16 protein-coding genes, 2 tRNA genes and 1 other RNA gene are annotated in these 17,897 nt (G+C 54.0%); 9 read left to right on the top strand and 10 right to left on the bottom strand.

The annotated features are described in order from the left end of the window. Window positions 1–24 precede the first annotated feature (24 nt). A complete protein-coding gene (msrA, locus tag JTP09_RS02505; RefSeq protein ID WP_204876719.1) occupies window positions 25–552 on the bottom strand; it encodes a peptide-methionine (S)-S-oxide reductase MsrA in 528 nt (175 codons plus the stop codon). Window positions 553–696: 144 nt separating this feature from the next. On the opposite strand from msrA, the gene JTP09_RS02500 reads away from it, so the two are divergent. Beyond that, window positions 697–1,587, top strand: coding sequence for a Nif3-like dinuclear metal center hexameric protein (locus tag JTP09_RS02500; RefSeq protein WP_204876712.1), 891 nt, complete (start codon window positions 697–699; stop codon window positions 1,585–1,587). An 88-nt stretch (window positions 1,588–1,675) separates the two neighbouring features. Here JTP09_RS02500 and JTP09_RS02495 read toward each other — a convergent pair whose 3' ends face one another. Beyond that, entirely contained in the window at window positions 1,676–2,440 is a 765-nt protein-coding gene (locus JTP09_RS02495) for a YaaA family protein (RefSeq protein ID WP_204876708.1), read from the bottom strand. A 42-nt stretch (window positions 2,441–2,482) separates the two neighbouring features. Between JTP09_RS02495 and rnpB the strand changes: the two genes are divergently transcribed. Then, window positions 2,483–2,852: RNase P RNA component class A (gene rnpB, locus JTP09_RS02490), an RNA gene on the top strand. Window positions 2,853–2,978: 126 nt separating this feature from the next. On the opposite strand, the gene def is transcribed toward rnpB, so the two are convergent. The 4 genes from def to orn all read right to left on the bottom strand — a co-directional run bounded on the left by def (window position 2,979) and on the right by orn (window position 5,740). After that, window positions 2,979–3,551 carry a peptide deformylase gene (gene def / locus JTP09_RS02485; RefSeq protein WP_204876706.1) on the bottom strand — a complete coding sequence of 191 codons (573 nt, stop codon included), beginning with the start codon at window positions 3,549–3,551 and terminating at the stop codon, window positions 2,979–2,981. 14 nt (window positions 3,552–3,565) lie between these two features. Next, on the bottom strand, window positions 3,566–4,723 hold the full coding sequence (locus tag JTP09_RS02480; RefSeq protein WP_204876702.1) for an acyl-CoA dehydrogenase family protein: 1,158 nt from the start codon (window positions 4,721–4,723) through the stop codon (window positions 3,566–3,568). 80 nt (window positions 4,724–4,803) lie between these two features. Beyond that, a tRNA-His gene (locus JTP09_RS02475) sits at window positions 4,804–4,876 on the bottom strand. 240 nt (window positions 4,877–5,116) lie between these two features. Next, complete coding sequence (gene orn / locus JTP09_RS02470; RefSeq protein WP_204876697.1) at window positions 5,117–5,740, bottom strand: oligoribonuclease; 624 nt, start codon at window positions 5,738–5,740, stop codon at window positions 5,117–5,119. 130 nt (window positions 5,741–5,870) lie between these two features. Between orn and mptB the strand changes: the two genes are divergently transcribed. After that, the gene (gene mptB / locus JTP09_RS02465) at window positions 5,871–7,436 is read left to right on the top strand and encodes a polyprenol phosphomannose-dependent alpha 1,6 mannosyltransferase MptB (protein WP_204876695.1); all 1,566 of its coding nucleotides are present in this window, start codon (window positions 5,871–5,873) and stop codon (window positions 7,434–7,436) included. A gap of 172 nt (window positions 7,437–7,608) precedes the next feature. On the opposite strand, the gene JTP09_RS02460 is transcribed toward mptB, so the two are convergent. Together JTP09_RS02460 and JTP09_RS02455 are read right to left on the bottom strand one after the other, a co-directional pair. Further along, a tRNA-Arg gene (locus JTP09_RS02460) sits at window positions 7,609–7,681 on the bottom strand. A gap of 91 nt (window positions 7,682–7,772) precedes the next feature. Then, window positions 7,773–8,453: a hypothetical protein gene (locus tag JTP09_RS02455; protein ID WP_204876693.1), complete on the bottom strand. Its 681-nt coding sequence runs from the start codon at window positions 8,451–8,453 to the stop codon at window positions 7,773–7,775. A 335-nt stretch (window positions 8,454–8,788) separates the two neighbouring features. Between JTP09_RS02455 and JTP09_RS02450 the strand changes: the two genes are divergently transcribed. Beyond that, window positions 8,789–10,102 (top strand): LGFP repeat-containing protein, encoded by a 1,314-nt coding sequence (locus JTP09_RS02450; protein WP_204876691.1) that lies wholly within the window; start codon window positions 8,789–8,791, stop codon window positions 10,100–10,102. Window positions 10,103–10,111: 9 nt separating this feature from the next. Here JTP09_RS02450 and JTP09_RS02445 read toward each other — a convergent pair whose 3' ends face one another. Continuing rightward, a complete protein-coding gene (locus tag JTP09_RS02445; protein ID WP_204876690.1) occupies window positions 10,112–10,741 on the bottom strand; it encodes a DNA-3-methyladenine glycosylase I in 630 nt (209 codons plus the stop codon). A gap of 219 nt (window positions 10,742–10,960) precedes the next feature. On the opposite strand from JTP09_RS02445, the gene JTP09_RS02440 reads away from it, so the two are divergent. The 4 genes from JTP09_RS02440 (at window position 10,961) to JTP09_RS02425 (ending at window position 16,076) form a co-directional block, all read left to right on the top strand. Further along, the gene (locus JTP09_RS02440; RefSeq protein ID WP_204876689.1) at window positions 10,961–11,611 is read left to right on the top strand and encodes a single-stranded DNA-binding protein; all 651 of its coding nucleotides are present in this window, start codon (window positions 10,961–10,963) and stop codon (window positions 11,609–11,611) included. Window positions 11,612–11,779: 168 nt separating this feature from the next. Further along, a complete protein-coding gene (gene ettA / locus JTP09_RS02435) occupies window positions 11,780–13,459 on the top strand; it encodes an energy-dependent translational throttle protein EttA (protein WP_204876688.1) in 1,680 nt (559 codons plus the stop codon). A gap of 499 nt (window positions 13,460–13,958) precedes the next feature. Further along, window positions 13,959–15,014, top strand: a complete 1,056-nt coding sequence (locus JTP09_RS02430) for an ABC transporter substrate-binding protein (RefSeq protein WP_239478664.1) — start codon at window positions 13,959–13,961, stop codon at window positions 15,012–15,014. Between the two features lie 3 nt (window positions 15,015–15,017). Next, window positions 15,018–16,076, top strand: a complete 1,059-nt coding sequence (locus JTP09_RS02425) for a FecCD family ABC transporter permease (protein ID WP_370592473.1) — start codon at window positions 15,018–15,020, stop codon at window positions 16,074–16,076. Between the two features lie 100 nt (window positions 16,077–16,176). On the opposite strand, the gene JTP09_RS02420 is transcribed toward JTP09_RS02425, so the two are convergent. Continuing rightward, window positions 16,177–17,067: an acyl-CoA thioesterase II gene (locus tag JTP09_RS02420; RefSeq protein ID WP_204876683.1), complete on the bottom strand. Its 891-nt coding sequence runs from the start codon at window positions 17,065–17,067 to the stop codon at window positions 16,177–16,179. An 84-nt stretch (window positions 17,068–17,151) separates the two neighbouring features. On the opposite strand from JTP09_RS02420, the gene JTP09_RS02415 reads away from it, so the two are divergent. After that, entirely contained in the window at window positions 17,152–17,862 is a 711-nt protein-coding gene (locus JTP09_RS02415; RefSeq protein ID WP_204876682.1) for a hypothetical protein, read from the top strand. Window positions 17,863–17,897 lie beyond the last annotated feature (35 nt).

Raw genomic sequence — 17,897 nt, 5'->3', positions numbered from 1 at the left:
TACCCCGTCGCGTCCGCACCGCACCTAGGACGCACGCAAATACTGGGCGTAGCGCTTGCGGGCTGCTGAAATCTTGGGGTTAATAACTGCCATGCAGTAACCGGTATAAGGGTTACGGGCATAGTAATTCTGGTGGTATTCCTCAGCCTCATAGAAAATCTTGAGTGGCTCAACCACCGTGACAATGGGAACATCCCAGATGCTCGCTGCGCGTTCTTTAGCGCGCTCAAAAAGCTCGCGTTGCTCATCGTTTTCATACATCAACGCCGAACGGTACTGCGAACCGGCATCGTGACCTTGACGACCCCAGCTGGTGGGGTCATGGGTTGTAAAGAAAATATCGAGCACCGTATCAGCATCAATCACTGACTTATCAAACTCTAACCTGACAACCTCGTAGTGCCCCGTTAAACCGGTGCACACCGAACGGTAATCGGGGTCTGGCGTATCTCCGCCAGCATAGCCACAAATACTGGCAGTAACGCCCTCAACCTGACGGAAAACCGCGTCCACGCACCAAAAACAACCGCCACCCACAACAAGACTTTGCACTGTCTAACCCCGCTTTCATTCTCTGCTTCGTTCACATGGTGTACAGGTGCCCACCGCAACTATTGAACCTAACGATACTCAGCATCAGTTTTATTTCGCTGCGACGAGCAGACACCCGGCACAAGCCCTACTAAAGTAGGGAATATGAAAACACCTACACTCGCTGATGTACTCGATGCTTTTGAAACACTGTATCCCGCCCACCTTCAAGAAGACTGGGACGCCTCAGGGCTAGTTATAGGTCGCCGGGATGCCGAGGTCAAGAAGATTCTCTTTGCAGTGGACGCCATTGGCGCTGTTGCTGAAGAAGCCGTAGAAACCGGCGCTGATTTGATAATCACTCACCATCCTCTACTGCTGCGCGGTGCCTCCTTCTTGCCCGATACCGACTACAAGGGCAACATTGTACACACCCTCATCGAGAACAAGTGCGCGCTGCTTGCCGCCCACACTAACACAGACAGCGCCGTAGACGGGGTTAATGAGGCACTCGCCCAAGCCCTCGGACTCACCGACGTGAAGGTACTCGCTGACGAAAAAACACAAACCCTCAACGGCGCAGAACACACTGTAGGCATTGGAAGGGTCGGCACGCTACCTCAGACGACAACCCTCAAAGAACTAGCGGATGCGCTCGCTCAGATTCTGCCCGCCACAGCCGGCGGGCTGCGCGTTGCCGGCTCAGCGGAGGCACCTATTCAGCGTGTTGCCCTGTGCGGGGGAGCAGGCGACTCCCTCTTTGGCGCCGTTGAATCAAGCGACGCCGACGTTTACATCACCGCCGACCTACGCCACCACCCGGCATCAGAACTCCGCGAAAAATCACGACTGGCACACCAGAAAACTATCAACCTCATCGACTGCTCCCACTTCGCCTCAGAATGGGTGTGGCTAGCCACCGGCGCTCGCCGCCTGACAGAAGAACTCACCGCACGAGGCTTTGCCATCAAAACTCAAGTCTCTACCCTCAACTCAGACCCCTGGGACTTCAGAATCTCCACCGGTGAAGTAGAAGGTTCAGCCTCGACCCTTTAAACCGACCAACGCCACTCAACACAAACAGACCCTCGCGCGAAGAAAATAGTTCTTCACGCGAGGGGCTGCCTACAAGTAGCTCTCGCTCCTATTCAGGAATCACCAGGGTCAGCACACCGGGCTTCTTCTCAGCGGGCTCCACCAGCTCAACCTGCCACTGCTCACCCACAGCCTCCGCCAGCTCACGCGCGTCCGCAAGCTCCACCAATCCATTGACCACAAGATACCGAGCCAACTCACCGCGATAATGCTTCGCCATATGAGAGACCACCTTACGGCTACCGTCATCAAACAACCGCTCCACGCGCACCTGCACAGTCCGCGCTGAGGGAGTCACCCACGCCTTAGAGTACGCCGCTGAACGACAATCAACCATCAGCTCACCAGCAAACCCACCATTCAAAGGAGCCAATTCAGAACGCCAAAACTTCGCCAAATCGCCCACCTGAGGCAACTTCACACCCATCGAGAGACGATATGCCGGAATCACATCATCCAAATGCACCGCACCCCACAGAGCAGACACCACTAACACACTCTCAAAAGCTACCTGACGCTCAGCATCACTCATTGACGCAACATTCAAAGCCTCAAACAACACACCCGTATACACCCGCCACGCCTCATATGCAGGCTCCTCAAACACCCGGGTATTCCGCTCAACCTCAGCAGACAAAGACGCGCCCACCTTCAACATCGTCAGCGCATCCACCTCACCAGAAACCTGCCTCAACACCTCAGCCACAGACTCACGCGCCGGAATCAAAAACGGAAAACTCAACGCATCAACATCAACCGGCTCACCCGCAAGCGCCGCACACTTACCCTCCGACGGAGGCAACAAAATCTTCATACCCCAACCCTACCAACCTGTAGTACAGTAGAACACTGAACACGGGATGCTCAGGCAATCGCGCGACGCAAGCACGTCTCGAGGAAAGTCCGGGCTCCACAGCACAGGATGGTGGATAACATCCACTCAGGGCAACCTGCAGGCCAGTGCCACAGAAAACAAACCGCCCACCGGATCACGGTAGGTAAGGGTGAAAAGGTAGTGTAAGAGACTACCAGTACCCCAAGCGATTGAGGTAGCTCGGTAAACCCCATCCGGAGCAAGGTCAAACAGAGCATGCTCGAAGGTAGTGCGCCTAATATGCTCGGGTAGACCGCTTGAACCCCACAGCAATGTCGGGTCTAGATGGATGATTGCCCCCACCCTTCACAGAAGGTGGCGACAGAACCCGGCTCATCGAGCATCCCGTGTTTCATAAACTTTTCTATATAGACTTTCTTTTAAAAAGTTACTCCGCCCGAAAGTGCCACATCAAGGGTCAAAAACACCCTCCCGTGGCACTTTCAAGCGGAGTAAAAACAAAAAGCGACAAAAACCCTTAGTGACCGAAGGGATCAGGGTCAATACCGGGCGTCCACGAGTTACCATCAACCGTCCAGCCCTCTTTCTTCACGACCTTCTTAGCACGCGCAGTCCACTTTTTATTCAGGCGATTCACGTAGAGCTTGCCGTCCAAATGGTCAGTTTCATGCTGCATAACGCGCGCGAACCAACCAGTCGCATCAAACTTCACAGGCTCACCAAACTCGTTGAAACCCGAAACAGTCACCCACTCGGCACGCTTGAGAGGAAAACCGTAACCGGGGAAAGAAAGGCAGCCCTCTTCTTCATCCTCATCAGGCTCAGCCGCAGAAATCTTACCCAGAGTCAACACAGGGTTCACGATGCAACTGCGCGGAGCAACCCCGTCCTCATTCTCAAAGACATAAGTAAAAAGACGCAGCCCCGCGCCCACCTGGGGTGCCGCCAGACCTACGCCGTGCGAGGCATCCATCGTTTCGTACATATCAGCAACCAGCTGCTTAAACTCGGGGTCATCAAAGTCAGTAACCGCGCGGGCAGGCTGATGCAACACGGGATTACCGTGAATAATAATAGGCAAAATAGTCATGGTAAGAATCTTTCTTAGACGAGAAGGTCAGCGCCAACGGTATCGCGCAGGATCTCGTTAGTACCACCAAAAATAGTGAGCAGGCGGGCTGCGAGGAAAGCCTGGGCTACAGGGTGCTCCAGAATGTAGGCGTAACCGCCGAAGAGCTGTAGTGCGCGGTCGGTCACGTGGGTAGCCTTCTCGGACGCAAAAATTTTCACTTTGGCGGCATCTTCAGCAGTGAGCTCACCGGCATTGAAAGCATCAATAGCGTGAGCCAGGTACAGCTCGGTAACCTCAACATCGGTCATGAGATCTGAAATCTCAAAGCGAGTGTTCTGAAAATCAGCAACACGAGAGCCGAAGGCCTGACGTTCTTTGACGTACTCGATGGTCGCTTCAACGGTGGCGCGAACGGTGATGGCTGATGCGGCGGCGATGGCAAGGCGTGCCTGGGGCAGTTGTTCCTTGACATAGAGCAGACCCCTGCCCTCTTCACCAATGAGGTTCTTGGCGGGAACCTTCACATTGTCAAAGAAAAGCTCAGCGGTGTCTGATGCACGAACGCCCATCTTATCGAGCTGGTTGCCGGCGGTGTACCCCTCTGTTTTTTCAACGAAAAACAGCGAGAAAGACTCAGCGCCGCCGCGTCCGCCCGTAGAACCATCGGTGCGTGCTAACACAATGGCAGCGTCACCCGAAATACCGGAGCCGATAAAAGTTTTCTGGCCGTTGAGAACGTAATACTCACCCTCTTTAACGGCAGTGGTACGTGCTGCTCGCAGATCAGAACCTGCACCTGGCTCGGTGAGCGCACAGGAGGTCACGAGAGCGCCCTCAACCATGCGCGGCAGCCACTGTTGCTTCTGCTCGTCAGTGCCGTACGCCAAGAGGTAGGGGAGTACGAGATCCTGCTGCAGGTGAACAGCCAGTGCAAAGCCGAAGCAACCGGCGCTGGCAAGCTCCTCGGTGAGCACCGTCTGAAAACGGTAATCTGGCATCTCAGCACCACCGAACTCTTCAGGAATCGCCAAGCCCAATACACCCGCTTCACCCGCTGCCTTCCATACAGAACGGGGCATCATGTGCTCCTGATCCCACTGCGGATAGTTCGGGGCAACCTCGCGCGCCACGAATTCGCGGGCAACTTCACGGAACAACTCGTGGTCTTCTGTGTAAAAGCGGGTCTTCATGGCTCTCCTAGAGAAAATAGCTGCTGAGGGTAGACAAAAGGGCCGTTATGGAAACTACCATAACGACCCTTTATCTTCGGGGTGATCGACGGGGGTTGAACCCGCGACCTCCTGGACCACAACCAGGCGCTCTGCCGACTGAGCTACGACCACCATATCTGCTAAAACACCGATGAAAATTTTTTTTCTTCTGCGTTTGGCAGCGAGTAATACTCTACCCAAGTTTTACCCCCGGTGACAAATCGAGAACGAGGTTTTTTCAGTGACTGTCGCCACTTGTGCTGTGTAGGGCTGTTGAGTCGCCGGTTCGCGGCTGATCCAATAGCCGGGCGGATACATTCCCCGCCCCTGATTTCTGGAGAGGAGCGGATACGTCCGCAACCGTAAGCCGTTCTAATCACCCAAAGGCTGACGGGTCTGCGCCACCTGACGGGCAACCTCCTGCGATGTTTCGCTATCAGGCCCCGGTGCCTCCACAAAAACGGTGCCACGGTAGTAACGCAACTCATCAATAGAATCTCGGATATCACCCAGCGCACGGTGATTACCCGTCTTTGCAGGAGCGTTCCACAGCGCCTTGGGGAACCAGCGGCGGGAGAGCTCTTTAACGGTTGAAACATCAATGACGCGATAGTGCAAGTAATCCACCAGCTCAGGCATATCACGCACCAAGAAGGTCTTGTCAGTGCCCACGGAATTGCCGCCCAGAACAGCCTTGCGGGGTTCAGGCACATACTTCTTGATGTACTCAAGAACCTCACGCTGGGCGTCCTGCATGCTCATTCCGCCCTCAAGTTCATCAATCAGACCTGAAACCGTATGCATATTGCGCACAAAATCGTCCATCTGCTCAACAGCAGCAGGGGCAGGCTTAATGACTAGGTCAACGCCCTCACCCAAGATATTCAGCTCGCCATCAGTTACCAGTGCTGCAACCTCAATCAAGGCGTCCTGCTCAAGAGACAGCCCGGTCATCTCGCAGTCAATCCACACAATACGTTCGTTCAATTCACTCATATATATAAACCTACCGTGTGAAAACCCCAAAGGCACCCCATAAAAGTCACCAAAATTTAACTTTTACAGGAAAGCGAACGTTAGACTTAAGCAATCTAAGACAGCATCGACTTTATAAGGCTAGGAGCCTATGCTTTCCCAGCGCACCACGGCACCACGCGAGCCACGCATCACCCGCTTTAACCGCGTGCAGCTCAACTACGTGACGGGTTCACCGACCCGAACGATTATTTTTGGCACCATCGGTTCACTGCTGATGATGTTCGGCTCATTCGGCGTCGGCTGGCTCGCGGCAGCATCACCGCTGAACACGGTCGGCTGGATTGCAAACATCCGCTATAACGTACCCGGCCTTGTGACCTCGGTAGTGCTCGTTGCCGTCGGCGGCATGATGATGACCCGTGAGTGGCTGCGTCTTTCGCAGAAAATGCCGCTGTGGGACGCCGGGAGTAAAAAATGGACGTGGGCGGCAATTATCGCCTGGTCAACCCCGCAACTCTTTGCCTTTCCGCTTTTTAGCCGCGACATGTTCTCCTATTTTGCCCAGGGGCGCGTCATGCAATCGGGGCTCAACCCATACGAATACGGCGTTAGCTCAGTCAATAACTTCTTTCAATACGGCGCCGACCCCATGTGGGCTGAATCCCCACCACCCTACGGTCCGGTGTTCTTATGGATTGAACAGACCGTGGCAACCATCGTCGGGCAAAACGTTGATGCTGGAATCTACTTCTTTAGATTCATCGCAGTTTTAGGGTGCCTACTCATTGCCTACTACACCCCAAAACTAGCGCAACTTCACGATATCAACCCCACCCGTACCCTGTGGCTCGTTGTCGCCAACCCACTCTTTATCGCCCAGTTCATCACAGCAGGTCACAATGATGCCCTGATGACCGGCCTCATGGTGGCAGGCGCCTACCATGCAGCCCGCTGGCGCAACTGGAAAGGTGGTCTTACCGGCACCGTACTGGTGACCCTCGCCGTTGCCATCAAGCCCCTCGCCCTCGTCCTGCTGCCCTTCATCGGTCTTTTATGGGCAGGACGCGCCGCCTCCTGGCCACGTAAGTTCAGCTACTGGGCACTCGTAGGCACTATCTTTCTGGCGCTCATGGCATTCATGGGCTGGCTCAATGGTCTTGGATTCGGTTGGATCGGTGCCCTCTCCACTACCGGCGGCCAGCACATCTGGTACGCACCCAGCGGTGGTCTCGGCATCTTCGTAGGGGACCTCGCGCACAACCTCACCGGCATAGACAATGCAACCGTCCGCGACGGCATCGGCAGCATCGGCAAACTCATCGGCATGTTCCTGGCCGTCATGATCATGTTCCGCGGCAAAGACGAAGACCTACTGCGCAGGGCAGGCCTCGCGCTCGCCTGCGTAGTAGCATTCAGCCCCATGGTGCAATCCTGGTACCTGCTGTGGTTCATTCCGTTCCTCGCAGCATCGGGCATCCGCACCGGCCACCAGCTGGACTTCTACTTTCTGACCACCCTGTTCTTCATGATTTACGCAATCGTTGACCAGCTCTCAGTTTCACCCTACCTCGACACTTTTGACATCAACATGGCGCGACTGATTGCAGGCGTCACCACCCTCGCCTACTCCGCTTACCTACTCTTCGTTGACCCCGCAACACGAAGAGTGCTCAGAAGCAAACGCAGGCAATCGGTCTTTGATCTGATCATCTAGCAGTGCCGAGAAGCAACAGAAGCGAAAAACCCGTTGTCTATAGCCATAAAAATGGCTATAGACAACGGGTTTTGATTCTCCCAAAATTTTTTCAAAAAGATGACATGACTACTTTTTAGGCTCTGACTGGGCACAAGAAAAACTATTTACCCTAGTCAGAGCCTGTATTGCGTGCCCCAGGAGGGAGTCGAACCCCCGACCAAGAGATTAGAAGGCTCCTGCTCTATCCACTGAGCTACTGAGGCAGGCGGTGCTTGCAAAAAGCACCACTTGCTTATAATACAGATTTTTTGCTGACTTTTCCTCTTAGACAATTAGGGAGAGTGAGCGTGCGATTTAACCGCCGATGATTTCAGCATCCGAGGGGTTGCCTTCTTCACCGGCTTCGTACCCGTTGCTGGTATTTTGACCTGTGCGTACGTTGCTTTCCTCTGCGGGGGAGAACTTCGCATCTGCACCACCGGACGCTGCTCCCGAATCATAGTTCGCGGGGTCGAAGGGGTCGTACCCGTTTGCCCATGCCCCCAAATCTTGTGCGTCGCATTCACTAATGACAGCTACCCACGCCTCTTCGGTGTATTCCATTGAGCTATCCCATACATCGGCGGTGCAGGTGCCACCACCATCACGGTACTGTTGAAAAATTGATGGGGCATGAAGTTCAGAAGCAAGAGGAACAGCGATGCTTTCGCCCTCTGTGCTCTGACCCGTTTCACTAAGAGGTGCGGTGGTTGGCAGTGTGTGGTTGTCATCAATACCACCCAGAGCGGTCTGTTGAGGCAAAGGAATCATTGTTTCGCTCTCACCATGCGTCACCTCTGAGACGGTTGGCTTCTGCGAAGATGTGTCAGAAGCAACCGCGCTAGATGAAGCGGTTGCGCGTGCTGTCTCAGAAGCTGATGACGAGGACGTGGCATGAGGTGCTGCTGATTCAACGGCGGGAGAATTCTCTGAACGAGAAGAACACCCCACCAACAACAATAATGACGTAGCTAATACGCTTAATTGTTTTTTCATGAAATTCCTTAAGAAAAAATTAATATAAATTAATAATAATCGTCGTTAAAAACGTCATTATTCTTTTTGTGGGGAGTATAAGATGGCTATGCCTCCCTGCAGGATTTGTTTATCGTACACATACTACAAGGAAAAGCTTCCCCCTATGTACCGTGCTCCTTTCTTACGCCGCCTGAGTGCGTTTGCTCTAGCTACTGGATGCGCACTAACCAGCGTTATAACCCCCGAAGCACAAGCCTCAGCTGCTGTATCATCCAAGACCCATACCGCCTACGGGCAGTTCTGTTTACGCTGATGGCATTGACTGGAATAAACCGGTAGGTGTTGTCTATTACTTGGACGGTGATTATTGGGAAAGTAACCAGTCAAAGGTTTGGGACTATGGCAACCACGCTTTGACATCAATGGCTAAAATTGCCCAGTCGAAGAACATGGTTTTTGTTCCCGTTGTATCGCCCGATAAGAATAAAGCCGGTCATGGTATCACATGGTGGGAAAGCGCTGATGCGCACGGTGACTGGTTGAGAGGTTTTGCAAACTGGTTCCAGAATACTCACGGTATTGACCGCTCCAACGTCTGGTTTCTGGGCTATTCAGGTGGTGCTGAGTTTATCACCCTAGAGCTCAATGCTGACCGTCAAGAATCCTGGCGTACCGGTGGTGGCAGCATTATCGTCGGTGACGGCACTCCGCGCGGTCAGCAAACCACAACTTCAGCACGGTTCAAAGCTCTACCGATGGATTTCTACGTGGGCAACCGTGACGGTAAAGGTGCAACCTGGCCCGCGACCTGGTCGGCATGGGGAGCTGCCCACGCAGGCGCAACAAGCTACCGCGCAGCAGGGTTCTCCAATGTTGAAGTAAACGTGGTTAATGGTGACCACTACCAGTATGACTTTGCTGGTTATCTTGCTGAGTCTTTCCGCGAAGCTAATGTGTCCCGTCCCACCATGACCGTGCACAAAACCGCTATCAGCGAATGCTACGCAGCTGGTGGGGGAGGTTCACGTTTTGGTCAGCCTACGAGCGGTGAAATTCCTATTCGCGATGGCGGGTACGCTCAGCGATTTGGTGCCCACTACACCATTTACTGGCACGAAAGCGTCGGAGCTGCCCCTGTGAATTTCGCGGGCGGTATCGGTTCTTGCTACGCAGTTGAGGGCTTTGAAAACGGGCTCCGTTTCCCCACAAGCGCTGAGCATGGTTTACTCGGTGGCACCGTGCAGAAATTCACCATGCTGGGTCGCGGTACGAATGCACTCTACTGGAGCGCAGACCACCAGCGCGTACACAAGGTTTGGGAACACGGTGCTATCGGCGCCCGTTTTACAAGCGGTAGGGCAACTGCCCGCTACGGCTTCCCCACAACTGATGAGTTTGCTCTGAGTGCAGGTGGTTACGCTCAGAAGTTCCGGTTGAACAACGGGTACGAATCTCTCTTTGTGTGGTCTGCCCAAACAGGGGTAAAAATCATCAACGCCAACGGTGGACTTTACTGGTACTGGAAGAACCGGGGATACACCTCAACTTTTGGTCTTCCGATCAGTGATGAAGTCGCCCACGCCGATGGTCGAGTGACCCTAGATTTTAGCAAGGGGTACCGCCTGACATGGTTCCCCAACGGAAAAATCACTCAGAGCCGAATCTAAGGTTCTGCCCTAGCCCTGCCCTCCCGGAATATTTATTTTGTGCGGGGCAGGCATTCCGTGTTTCAGTAGATTCTCACCCTGCGATGTACGGGTGCGGACGTGCTGTTGAGAAATTAACAAACCGCAGGCTTGAGCCAGTGAGCAGGTAAGAACGGGACTCATACGCTGCAAACCGCAGTCTTTAAGAAAGTCTGAGAACTCGTCGGTGAGGATGTGTGTTTTGGGTAGGGACGCATCATCTTCACAGACAACCAAGGGGTCGGGAAAACGCGCTAGAAGTTCACTGGGTAGGTGAACAGAGTGTTCTACCAACATCGCTGCGTTATGAATGCAGGCTTCAATCTTTGCCCGATTCCTGATGGTGGAACTATTGCCCAGTACTTTATCGGTATCAGCGTCACCCCACTGCGCTAACTTCTTGGGATCAAAACCAGCGAATACTTTTGTGAATGCCAGTCTGAAACTGAGCACAGTGCTCCACTGTAAACCCTGTTGGAAAATAAAGAGACACATATGCTCAAAGATCTGGCTCTGCTGGAGGGGAACGCAGGACCACTCCTCGTGATAGTAAGTCTGGGTGGTGTCGTCGCGCACCCACGGTGGGAGTCTTACGGAATCTTGTGTTTCTAAAGTCTTCATACCTCAAAACCCTAAAGACAAATAATTTTTAGAGGCAAGAAAAACATGAAACTGTGGATAGAAACCCTGTGGATATACAAAATTGAATAATTAAAAGCTGTGGATATAGAAAAATATGGGGGAGTTATCCACAGATCTGACGGTTAACCTTGAGCTGCGCGAGAGGTGAGGTTAGAAAAGAATTACCCGCTCACTCCACCTATTTTCAAGGAACCTGTCATGAGTGAAACCATCATCGTTCGAGCATTCGCGGCAACAGCCCCCGTTCTCAAACACACTCCCAACGGTGCGCCAGTCACGAACTTTCGCATCGCGTCCACCCCGCGCTGGTATGATCAAGCAGCGGGGATGTGGCGAGAAGCCCCCACCAACTGGTACACAGTGAACGCTTTCAGGGCGCTGGCGCAGAACGTCGCCCGCAGTATCCGTGTGGGGCAGCCAGTGATTGTGTCGGGTCGTCTCAAAATTAAAAAATGGGACCGCGAAGACGGCACTACCGTCACCAACGTTGAAATTGATGCTCAAGCGGTGGGGCATGACCTTAACTTCGGTACAGCAGGTTACGAGCGATCCGTTGAACGCCGCTATGAGGGTCAAGACCAGATACCATCGCAGGGTCAGCCACCAGCGCAGAATGATTCTGCTAGTGCTTCTTTAGAATCATCACAGCCCCAGGGGCACCAGCAGAATACCTATGATGCCTCTAGCCGCGCCTCTGACGACGGGTTCGCTCACAGTGGCGTGACCACCAGTTACCCCCGCAGTGATGAGAATAACGGCGTGCAGGCGCCAGATAGCCTAGCGGGTTTCGGTGAACTGGTTGAAGACACCCACCAGGCGCGAGAAGCTATTACAACAATGACTGCCTAGTTCGTGGTGGGCAATGTGCTATTTGCACAGCCGGTGCGCAGGAAAAACACCTGCGTACCGGTGCCTCGCAGAAACCACCGCTAACTCGCACCGATAAAAAATAACGAGATGAGCTAGCCACCGTGCCCCCAAACCCAAAATTTGACCACACACGGTAGCCTTAAAGGTATGGCTGAATTTATTTACACGATGACGAAAGCCCGCAAAACTGTGGGCGACAAAGTCATTCTCAACGATGTATCAATGTCGTTCTACCCCGGCGCCAAGATTGGTATGGTCGGCCCGAACGGTGCGGGTAAGTCAACCATCCTGAAAATTATGGCTGGTATTGACACCCCCTCCAACGGTGAAGCTCGCCTCTCAGAGGGCTACAGCGTTGGAATTCTGTTGCAGGAACCGCCGCTGAACGAAGACAAAACTGTTCTCGGCAACGTCCAAGAAGGCGTCGGCGAAATCTACGAAAAGATTGTTCGCTACAATCAGATCTCAGAAGAGATGGCAAACCCCGATGCCGACTTCGACGCGCTCATGGAAGAAATGGGCAAGCTGCAGGAAGCAATTGATAACGCTAACGCTTGGGACATCGACTCCCAGCTTGAGCAGGCAATGGATGCGCTGCGTTGCCCTCCCGGGGACATGCCCGTTACCCACCTCTCAGGTGGTGAGCGTCGTCGCGTAGCACTCTGTAAGCTGCTGCTACAGAAGCCTGACCTGCTGCTGCTCGATGAGCCTACCAACCACCTTGACGCTGAGTCAGTGCTCTGGTTGGAGCAGCACCTGCAGTCCTATGAGGGCGCAGTTATTGCGATTACCCACGACCGCTACTTCCTGGATCACGTTGCTGAATGGATCGCTGAAATCGACCGCGGTAATCTCTACCCCTACGAAGGTAACTACTCCACCTATCTTGAAAAGAAGCAGGCACGTCTGCAGGTTCAGGGTAAGAAGGACGCGAAGCTTGCTAAGCGCCTGAGTGAAGAACTTGAGTGGGTACGCTCTAACGCTAAGGGTCGTCAGGCTAAGTCAAAGGCACGTTTGGCTCGCTACGAAGAGATGGCTGCTGAGGCTGAGAAGACCCGCAAGCTAGACTTCGAGGAAATCCAGATTCCCCCGGGACCGCGCCTGGGCAACCTGGTTATCGAAGCTGAAAACCTGCAAAAGGGCTTTGACGGTCGCTCACTGATTAACGGTCTTTCTTTCTCGCTGCCCCGTAACGGCATTGTCGGCGTCATTGGTCCTAACGGTGTTGGTAAATCAACCCTCTTCAAGACCATCGTTGGTCTTGAGCCTCTGGACGGTGGAAACCTCAAGATTGGTGAAACCGTCAAGATTTCCTACGTTGACCAGAACCGCGCCAACATCGACCCTGAAAAGACCCTCTGGGAAGTAGTCTCTGACGGACTCGACTACATTCAGGTCGGTCAGGTCGAAATGTCATCACGTGCCTACGTCTCAGCCTTCGGCTTCAAAGGTCCCGACCAGCAGAAGAAGGCAGGTGTGCTCTCCGGTGGCGAGCGCAACCGCCTCAACCTGGCACTAACCCTCAAGCAGGGCGGCAACCTCTTGCTGCTCGATGAGCCCACCAACGACCTCGACGTTGAAACCCTCACCTCGCTTGAAAATGCCCTGCTGGAATTCCCCGGTTGCGCCGTCGTCGTCTCCCACGACCGCTGGTTCCTCGACCGAGTTGCCACCCACATCCTCGCGTGGGAGGGCACCGATGAACAGCCTGATAACTGGTACTGGTACGAAGGTAACTTCGAATCATACGAGAAGAACAAGGTGGAGCGTCTTGGCCCTGACGCGGCGAAACCGCACCGTGTGGTTCACCGTAAGCTCACCCGCTAGCGTTCCCTGGCTTTGCGGTTCACTTTCCGTCTGCAAACAAGACAGAATTGTGATTCCTGGTGCGGGAAAATTACTTCCGCACTCGTTCGGATTTTCCTGCCCCAGACCGCAAGCTCACTCGCTAAAAGCCTCTAGGCTCTTAGTGACCTAGCCACCAGCATAGCCACCTGCACCAACTGGCGCAGGTGGCTGTGCTGTACCCGCCACATGGTGTATGCGTCCGCCCATACTCTGCGTAGCAGGCTCAGCGTCAGCGCTGGTAGCTTGGGGATATGCCCGTTTCTTCGCCCCAGCGGATGACCTCAAATAGAGAATGAAAGTTTGACTTTATTTAAGGTAAGGGTATCCTTAGTGGTTGTGCTCCCTGGGCATCGGCACGGGCAAGAATCTTGCCCGTAACATCAATACTCGGTATGAACAAGTAACCGGGGATCAGCTCAGGGAACCGTCATATTCTAAATAACAATTAACCTTCTGGCGGAGAAACCCCATGAAATTTATGAGCCCCAAGTTTCTGGCTCTTGCAGCAACCTCAGCGCTTCTGGCGACTGGCTGTGGAGCATCTGAAGAAGTGCCCAGCTCTGAAGCGTCTAAGCCCGCAGCTAGCGCAGCAGGCGACGGTAAAACCAGCTACCCGTTGACTATCGAGAACTGTGGCGTTGAGACCGTCATTGAAAAAGCACCTGAGCGTGTGGTTTCTCTTGACCAGAACTCCACTGAAATCTTGCTTTCCTTGGGTTTGGCTGATCGCATGGTAGGTACCGCCTCATGGACAGACCCGGTGCTTGATAGCCTGGCATCTGAGAACGAGAAAGTACCTCGGCTAGCTGATAACGCACCCAGCTTTGAGGTGCTGATGGACGCTGATCCCGATTTCGTTACCGCGTCCTTTGGTCGCCACTTCAACACCGGTGGTGTTGTAACCCGCGACCGTTTGGCTGAAACTGAGGTGTCTTCTTACCTGTCGCCGACCGACTGCGATCAGGGGCAGAGCATCAACGGTGGTGGTACGCGAACTGTAGCGCTCACGGAGGATGTATTGTTCCAGGAAATCCGCGAGATGGCCGAGATTTTCGATGTGCAAGAACGCGGTGAAGAGCTGATTACCGACCTTGAGCAGCGTGCGGATGCTGCCCTGGAGGGTGCTGATTTTGATGACACTTCAGTAGCTTTCTGGTTTGCTGATACGAAGACCCCTTACATGGCAGGTGGCAAGGGTTCAGCGCAGATGCTGGCACACGAAGCTGGTATGACTAACGTCTTTGAGAGCGAAGTGGATGACTGGCCCACTGTGACCTGGGAAGCTGTTATAGAGAAGAATCCTGAGGTTTTGGTTCTTGGTGATTTGAAACGTGACCGTTTTCCCGGTGACCGTCTGGACGATAAGATTGAATTCTTGAAGAATGACCCCCTGACTCAGCAGATTGACGCGGTTAAGAATGAGAACTTTATTGCGTTGCACGGTGCTGAGATGAACCCCTCGATTCGTTATGTTGACGGTCTTGAGAAGATTGGCGACTGGTACGAGAATAACCAAGAGAATGTAGGCAAGTAAGCTGTGGCAGTAACTACCCTCCTGCCCGTTTCGACTGCACGACGCAAACATTTCGCCGGGCGCTGGTTCTTTTTGGCGCTCGGTGTGGTGGCGCTAGTGGTGTCGGTGTTGATTTCCATTACTTTGGGCAGTGCTGATATTTCGCTGGTGAATGTGCGCGATATTGTGACTAACCATGTGGGGCTGACCGAGATTCCGGTGCGTTTGAGCGAGGACGCGATTGTGTGGGAAGACCGCTTGCCGCGTGTTTTAGTGGCTGCGGCGTGTGGTATCGGTTTGTCACTGTGTGGTTTGTTGTTGCAGTCGTTGTTGCGTAACTCTTTGGCTGACCCTTATATTTTGGGTGTTTCATCGGGTGCTTCGACGGGAGCGGTAGTGACCGGCATGTTGGGGCTGGGTGGGGGAGCGATTGGGCTCTCTGGTGGCGCTTTTATCGGTGCGTTGATTGCTTTTGCGGCTGTATTGGTGATTGCGAAGTGCGCCAGTGGTGATAATTCTGCATTTATTCTGGCGGGTGTGTCATCAACTCAGCTTTTTTCGGCTCTGACCTCGTTGATTATCTTCGCGTTTGCTGATTCTGATGAGGCACGCGGTGTGATGTTCTGGTTGTTGGGCTCTCTAGAAGGCGTGCGCTGGAACCAGGTCTATCTTTCGGTGGCTGTTGCTGTAGCGGCGCTGGTACTGTGCCTGGCTTTTACCAAGACCCTAGACGTTATGACTTTCGGTGAAGACATGGCAGGGGCGCTGGGCGTCAATACGACGGTGATTCGGATGCTGTTGCTTACCAGCACGGCTCTGGTGACTGCCGTTTTGGTGAGTGTTGCCGGGGCTATCGGTTTCGTGGGTCTTGTTATTCCCCATATTGCCCGTCTTATCTGCGGTTACCAACACCGTCTGCTGGTGCCTTTTAGTGCCGTTTTTGGGGCGATTTTTATGGTGTGGGTTGATACTTTCTCTCGCATTATCTTTGCCCCTTCGGCGTTGCCTATTGGCGTGGGCACAGCGATTGTAGGTGTGCCTGTGTTCATTGTGATTTTGTTGCGTAAAAAAGCGAGGGTCTAAGCATTCACACTAGGCACTAATTACGAATAAAAATCCCCAGAGAGTCTCTAGACTTTCTGGGGATTTTCCTTTTGAGACTTATGGCTGCTGAGGTTTACGGCTACTTGAACTCGGGTAACCGTAGCAGGGCTTCTTGGGCGATGGTCGCTACGTGCCGTCCGTCGCGGGTGAAGACAGAACCGGTGGTGAGACCGCGTCCGCCCCTTGCTGCTGGGCTTTCGTAGGCAAAGAGCAGCCAGTCATCGGCAGCGACATCGTCGTGAAACCAGATGGAATGATCGAGTGAGGCTACCTTCATACCTGGCTGCAACCAGAACTTGCCGTGGGCGCGCATGATGGGTTCCATGATGGTGTAGTCAGAGGCATACGCTAGGGCTGCTCGATGCGCCACCTGACGTGACCCCAGGGGTGCGATAGCTTTGATCCACACCATATTGGTGGTTGAAGGTGAGGTCTCCGAGCCCAGGTAGAGCGGGGTGCTGACATGCCTCAGGTCGAAAGGACGCTCGTGGGCAACTGCCTGTACCATGGGGTGTTCAATACCAGCAAGAATCTGCGCGGCGGTGGGCAACGATTCGGGGTTGGGCACGTCCTTAGGCATAGTGACCGCGTGCTCTAACCCGCGGGCAGGTTCCTGAAAAGACATGATGGTAGAGAAGATGGGGGTATCTTCTTGGTAGGCGTGGACGCGGCGGGTAGAGAAAGACCGCGTATCGCCCAGTTTCTGCACCCCGTAGCTCAGCGGCTTGTCGATGCTACCTGCTTGCAGAAAATAGGCGTGAAGGGAGTGTACCGGGCGGTCTTCTTCAACGGTTGCTGAGGCTGCCATGAGCGATTGCGCCAGTACCTGCCCGCCGTAGACGCGCGGAGTTTCGCGGGCGAGGGTTTGGGCGCTGAATGCGGCGTCGTCGTGGCCAGTGGATTGAGTGGTTTCGAGGGTGAGCATGGTGCTCAATGCGGTATCTACGGTTGGAGCTGTGTGATTGCTCATCTTCTCAAGGCTTTCTGACAGGTAGTAAGGTGGCTAGGGTCAAAGATTTTCACTGATATAAAAATCCCTCCTCAAAGGAACACTATGCAACACCCCGAACATTCCCAGCAGGCTGCATCAGTTTCGGTTTCGAGCGTTTCCGTAACGCCGTACGTGAAATTTACGGGTAAAGCGGATCCGCTTGATCTGGTAACTCTTCTTTCGCGTGCACGGGCGGTGGATCCTCAGGCTGCGGTTCACCTGGTGGGGCGGGGTAAGGTATTGGGTGCTTACGTGGCTGCTCTGTCACCTGCTACCTTGCTTGATATGATGCCCACCGTTCTTGGGTTGCGGGCAATGTCTCTTGCCGAAGAAGCCCAGATCAACGCAGTGGTTGATGCCGGTGCTGTTCTGGATCGACTTGCTCGCATTGAGGACGCCGGTTTGCGCCTGGCAATGCCTCCGGTGACCGTTAGCGCCGCGTGGGCGGGCATTGCCCCACCGGTGAGTGGCTGGGAGCTGGTCTCCGGCGTCCGTGCTGAAGACCTGCGTCGGGCAGCCAAAGCGGGTATGGACGCAGTTGATAAGGCACTGCCTGCTAACCCCGGTCACGCGGTGGTAGACACTGTGCGTTCGCGGATTTGGGCGTCCCCATTGGAGGGGCTGGAAGAACTCACGGTACCCTCAGGCTGCGCGTTTGCTGCCGAGGTGCTGGGCTTTTTGCCCTCAAAGTTTGAGGGGGAGATTCCCGTGTACACCCACCAAGGGTGGGTGCGACTCAACGCCCCCGGTGGGTTTGTACTCGCGCGCGTTTAAGACCTATGCCCCAAAATTTTGCGCCCGGCTAAGAG

Source organism: Rothia sp. ZJ1223, from assembly GCF_016900985.1.
In the GTDB taxonomy this organism is placed as follows: Bacteria; Actinomycetota; Actinomycetes; order Actinomycetales; family Micrococcaceae; genus Rothia.
The sequence above is the reverse complement of the archived record's forward strand: the minus strand, read 5'-3'. Positions and strand labels throughout refer to the sequence as shown.